This is a genomic window from Buchnera aphidicola (Lipaphis pseudobrassicae), assembly GCF_005081185.1.
GTDB lineage: Bacteria > Pseudomonadota > Gammaproteobacteria > Enterobacterales > Enterobacteriaceae > Buchnera > Buchnera aphidicola_AD.
In genome coordinates, this window is record NZ_CP034870.1 from 272,812 (window position 1) to 277,823 (window position 5,012).

Here is a 5,012-nt window from a genome sequence, read left to right on the forward strand (position 1 = left end):
TTTAAGATGAAAAATTACATTTTTTTTACTGTTTGAATACCGAGTATATTCAGTCCTTTTTTTAAAATTTTAGCTGTTAAAATAGATAATTTAAGTCTACTTTTGCAAATTTTTATTTTTTTTGCAAACAGTATAGAACAATTTTCATAAAAGCAAGAAAAACATGTTGCAAGTTGATAAAGATATGTACACATTATATGAGGTGTTCCTTTTTCAGCGATCAATAAAATAACTCTTTCAAATTCTAATATTTTAATAGCTAAATTAATTTCACTTTCTTTTTTTAGGATGATTTTTGTTTTTAATTTTTTAATACGAATAGTTGATTTTTTTATTACGGAAATAATTCTTGTATAAGCATATTGTATATAAGGAGCTGTATTTCCTTCAAAACTTAGCATTTTATCCCAATCAAAAATATAATTAGTACTTCTATTTTTAGATAAATCTGCGTATTTTATTGCACTAATTCCTATTATTTGAGATAATTTAATTATTCTTTTTTTAGGAAAATTTGGTTTTTTCTTTTTAATTAAATTAGTTGCTTTTTCTATAGCTTCATTAAGAAGGGAAGAGAGTTTTATTGTGCTGCCATCTCGTGTTTTAAAAGGACGTTTATTTTTTGATAACATCATCCCAAATGAATGGTGTTCTAATAATAAACTATCAGGTATATAATTAGCTTTTTTTGCTATCATCCATGCTTGTGTTAAATGTTGATGTTGGCGAGAATCAGTATAATATATAATTCGATCAGCATGTAGTGTTTCATATCTATATTTAAAACAAGCTATATCAGTAGTAGAATATAAAAATCCTGTGTCTTTTTTTTGAATAACAACTCCCATGCATTTTCCTAATCTATTTTTAAATTCTTCTAAAAAAACAATTACACTTCCATTTTTCTCAGTTGCTATTTTTTTGTTTTTTAAATCTTCAATAATATCAGGAAGCATCGTACTATATAAACTTTCTCCCATAGTATGATGTTTTTTTAATGTAACATTAAGCTTTTTATACATCTTATAATTTTCTGACATTGTAATAGATACTAATTTTTTCCAAATTTTATAACAATATTTATCTCCATTTTGTAATTTTACTACATATTTTCTAGATTTTTCTGCAAATAATTTATTTGAATCATATTTTATTTTTGCTTTACAATAAAATTTTTCTAGTTGAGAAAGAACTAAATTGTTTTTTTTTATTTTTTTTTCTTTTAGATATGCAATTAACATACCAAATTGAGTGCCCCAATCACCTATATGATTTGCTCTAATTACATTATGTCCTAAAAAATCTGATACTCTTGCCATAACGTCACCAATTATTGTTGAACGCAAGTGTCCAATATGCATTTCTTTTGCAATGTTTGGAGATGAGTAATCTATTACGATATTTTTTGGATTAACATAATTTATACCTAATCGAGATGATATAAAAATTTTTTCTAATTCTATAGATAACCAATTTTTACAAATAAGAAAATTAATAAATCCTGGTTTAGAAAAGGTTATTTCTTTATACATTTTATTTTTTTTAGAAGAAGAAATAATTATGTTGGCTAATTTAATAAGATTTAAATTTAATTTATTTGCTATTTTTATTAAGTTATTAATTTGATAATGACTGGAACTTATTTTTTTATTTAATATGATGATAGGATCAATTTTATTTTCATAACTAATATTTTTTAATATTTTTTTAATATCTTTTTCAATTATATTTTTTAAATCCATAATTTAAACCTTATTTAAAATAATACTTCTATCATATCTATTAATTTTTTTAAAAAAACATGGTTTTTATAAAAATTAATAATAATTTAATATGTTTATATTATATTATTTTTATTCGTTAAGTATTGAATATTATATAAAAAATATTTTTTATAAAAAAGGTTGACAATATAAGAAAAAAAATGTAATCTTTATTAAAGTTTCAAAACATTAACACTGCTCTTTAAAAATATATTAGATAATCTGTGTGGGCACAGAAAATTAAGTACAAAATTATTTTTTTATTTAATAAAATTTCTTAAAGATTTATTCTTTAAGGATAATAGCTTTTCAATTGAAGAGTTTGATCATGGCTCAGATTGAACGCTGGCGGCAAGCCTAACACATGCAAGTCGAGCGGCAGCGAAAAGAAAGCTTGCTTTCTTGTCGGCGAGCGGCAAACGGGTGAGTAATATCTGGGGATCTACCTAAAAGAGGGGGATAACTACTAGAAATGGTAGCTAATACCGCATAATGTTGAAAAACCAAAGTGGGGGACCCTTGTGGCCTCATGCTTTTAGATGAACCCAGACGAGATTAGCTTGTTGGTAAGGTAATAGCTTACCAAGGCTACGATCTCTAGCTGGTCTGAGAGGATAACCAGCCACACTGGAACTGAGACACGGTCCAGACTCCTACGGGAGGCAGCAGTGGGGAATATTGCACAATGGGCGAAAGCCTGATGCAGCTATGCCGCGTGTATGAAGAAGGCCTTAGGGTTGTAAAGTACTTTCAGCAGGGAGGAAAAAAATAAAACTAATAATTTTATTTCTTGACGTTACCTGAAGAAGAAGCACCGGCTAACTCCGTGCCAGCAGCCGCGGTAATACGGAGGGTGCTAGCGTTAATCAGAATTACTGGGCGTAAAGAGCGCGTAGGTGGTTTTTTAAGTCAGATGTGAAAGCCCTAGGCTCAACCTAGGAACTGCATTTGAAACTGAAAAACTAGAGTATCGTAGAGGGAGGTAGAATTCTAGGTGTAGCGGTGAAATGCGTAGATATCTGGAGGAATACCTGTGGCGAAAGCGGCCTCCTAAACGAATACTGACACTGAGGTGCGAAAGCGTGGGGAGCAAACAGGATTAGATACCCTGGTAGTCCATGCCGTAAACGATGTCGACTTGGAGGTTGTTTCCAAGAGAAGTGACTTCCGAAGCTAACGCATTAAGTCGACCGCCTGGGGAGTACGGCCGCAAGGCTAAAACTCAAATGAATTGACGGGGGCCCGCACAAGCGGTGGAGCATGTGGTTTAATTCGATGCAACGCGAAAAACCTTACCTGGTCTTGACATCCACAAAATTTTTTAGAAATAAAAAAGTGCCTTCGGGAATTGTGAGACAGGTGCTGCATGGCTGTCGTCAGCTCGTGTTGTGAAATGTTGGGTTAAGTCCCGCAACGAGCGCAACCCTTATCCCCTGTTGCCAGCGGTTCGGCCGGGAACTCAGGGGAGACTGCCGGTTATAAACCGGAGGAAGGTGGGGACGACGTCAAGTCATCATGGCCCTTACGACCAGGGCTACACACGTGCTACAATGGTTTATACAAAGAGAAGCAAATCTGCAAAGACAAGCAAACCTCATAAAGTAAATCGTAGTCCGGACTGGAGTCTGCAACTCGACTCCACGAAGTCGGAATCGCTAGTAATCGTGGATCAGAATGCCACGGTGAATACGTTCCCGGGCCTTGTACACACCGCCCGTCACACCATGGGAGTGGGTTGCAAAAGAAGCAGGTATCCTAACCTTAAAAAGAAGGCGCCTACCACTTTGTGATTCATGACTGGGGTGAAGTCGTAACAAGGTAACCGTAGGGGAACCTGCGGTTGGATCACCTCCTTAAAAATTTATGCTTATTTTGAAAGTGCCCACACAAATTATCTAATAAAATATCAGAAGGCTTGTAGCTCAGATGGTTAGAGCGCACCCCTGATAAGGGTGAGGTCGGTGGTTCAATTCCACTCAGGCCTACCATAAATTATCCGGGGCTATAGCTCAGCTGGGAGAGCGCCTGCCTTGCACGCAGGAGGCCAGCGGTTCGATCCCGCTTAGCTCCAAAAATTATCCTTCATTTTTCTTAAATTTTTAAAAACTGTAAAAGAATTACAATTCTTATCTAATCCTATAGATTCTTTTATATAATTTTCATTTATTCTAAAAAATAAATTAATTTTTTTCTCTAATAAAATGTACGATGGTACATAAATTTTGTTATTTTTTATAATTTTATTAGCCTTGTTATAAAAATTTCTTATATTTTGATCTTTAGGCAGTATAGACATAGCAAAACATAAATTAGATAAAGTGTACTCATGAGCACAACATAATATAGTTTCATTTGGAAGCGATGAAATCATATTTATAGAATTAAACATATCTAAATATTTTTTTTTGTAAACACGACCACAACCTCCAGAAAAAATAGTATCTCCACAAAAAAAATAAGGTTTACTATAATATGAAACATGACCCAATGTATGACCCGGAGTATAAAAAACAATAAATTCTCTATTTAAAATATATAGTTTATCACCGGAATTAACGATTTTATTTACACCGCTTTTTCTTGTTTCATATGGTCCAAAAACAGTTATTTCTGGATAACTATTAATAATTTCTTGAACACCACCTGTATGATCTATATGATTATGAGTTAAAAGAATGGCTATTGGAAACAAATTTTGTTCCTTTATTTTTTCTAATATAGGATTTGAGATACCTGGATCTATAATGATACAAAAATTATTCTTATCAAAAAGAATCCAAACATAGTTATCAACTAATATAGGTATTACTTTTAAAAACATAGAATTTTACCTAAAAATTTTTTTATTAAGAATATATTCTTAAAATTGATTTTTTTCATAATAAACATCTTTGAACAATGGATTTTTAGCTGCCTGACGAGCTATTATGTCACATTTTTCATTTTCTAAATGACCAATATGAGCTTTTATCCAATGCCAAGTTACTAAATGCTTTTTTAAAACTGTGCTAATTCGAAACCATAAATCTATATTTTTAACTGGTTTTTTTTTAGAAGTTTTCCATTCTTTTTTTTTCCATACAGGCATCCAATCTAAAATTCCTTTTTTAACATATAAACTATCTGTTGTAATTTCAACTAAACATGATTGATTAAGAAATTCTAATCCTGATATTACAGCCATTAATTCCATTCTATTATTCGTAGTCAAATAAAAACCAGAGGTTAAAATTTTTTCATATATTTGAT

General features: G+C 31.6%; 3 protein-coding genes, 2 tRNA genes and 1 rRNA gene. 3 read left to right on the plus strand and 3 right to left on the minus strand.

Going from position 1 to position 5,012, the window contains the following annotated elements; genetic code table 11:
- Nucleotides 1-14: 14 nt before the first annotated feature.
- Nucleotides 15-1,742: an arginine--tRNA ligase gene (argS, locus tag D9V70_RS01245; protein WP_158355955.1), complete on the minus strand. Its 1,728-nt coding sequence runs from the start codon at nucleotides 1,740-1,742 to the stop codon at nucleotides 15-17.
- 331 nt (nucleotides 1,743-2,073) lie between these two features.
- On the opposite strand from argS, the gene D9V70_RS01250 reads away from it, so the two are divergent.
- From D9V70_RS01250 to D9V70_RS01260, 3 genes are all read left to right on the plus strand, one after another.
- Nucleotides 2,074-3,619: ribosomal RNA gene (locus tag D9V70_RS01250) — 16S ribosomal RNA — on the plus strand.
- Nucleotides 3,620-3,674: 55 nt separating this feature from the next.
- A tRNA-Ile gene (locus D9V70_RS01255) sits at nucleotides 3,675-3,751 on the plus strand.
- Nucleotides 3,752-3,761: 10 nt separating this feature from the next.
- Nucleotides 3,762-3,834 (plus strand) — tRNA-Ala (locus D9V70_RS01260).
- Here D9V70_RS01260 and gloB read toward each other — a convergent pair.
- Both gloB and D9V70_RS01270 read right to left on the minus strand, forming a co-directional pair.
- Nucleotides 3,826-4,584, minus strand: a complete 759-nt coding sequence (gene gloB / locus D9V70_RS01265) for a hydroxyacylglutathione hydrolase (RefSeq protein ID WP_158355956.1) — start codon at nucleotides 4,582-4,584, stop codon at nucleotides 3,826-3,828. The two genes, D9V70_RS01260 and gloB, sit on opposite strands and share 9 nt — an antisense overlap.
- Nucleotides 4,585-4,623: 39 nt before the next feature.
- Nucleotides 4,624-5,012: RNase H family protein (locus D9V70_RS01270; RefSeq protein WP_158356282.1), on the minus strand; the 389-nt coding region annotated here is incomplete at its 5' end.

What these genes read in the sequence shown, in the direction of transcription:
- argS (WP_158355955.1), bottom strand. Translation starts at nt 1,742, where the DNA reads ATGGATTTAAAAAATATAATTGAAAAAGATATTAAAAAAATATTAAAA.
- gloB (WP_158355956.1), bottom strand. Translation starts at nt 4,584, where the DNA reads ATGTTTTTAAAAGTAATACCTATATTAGTTGATAACTATGTTTGGATT.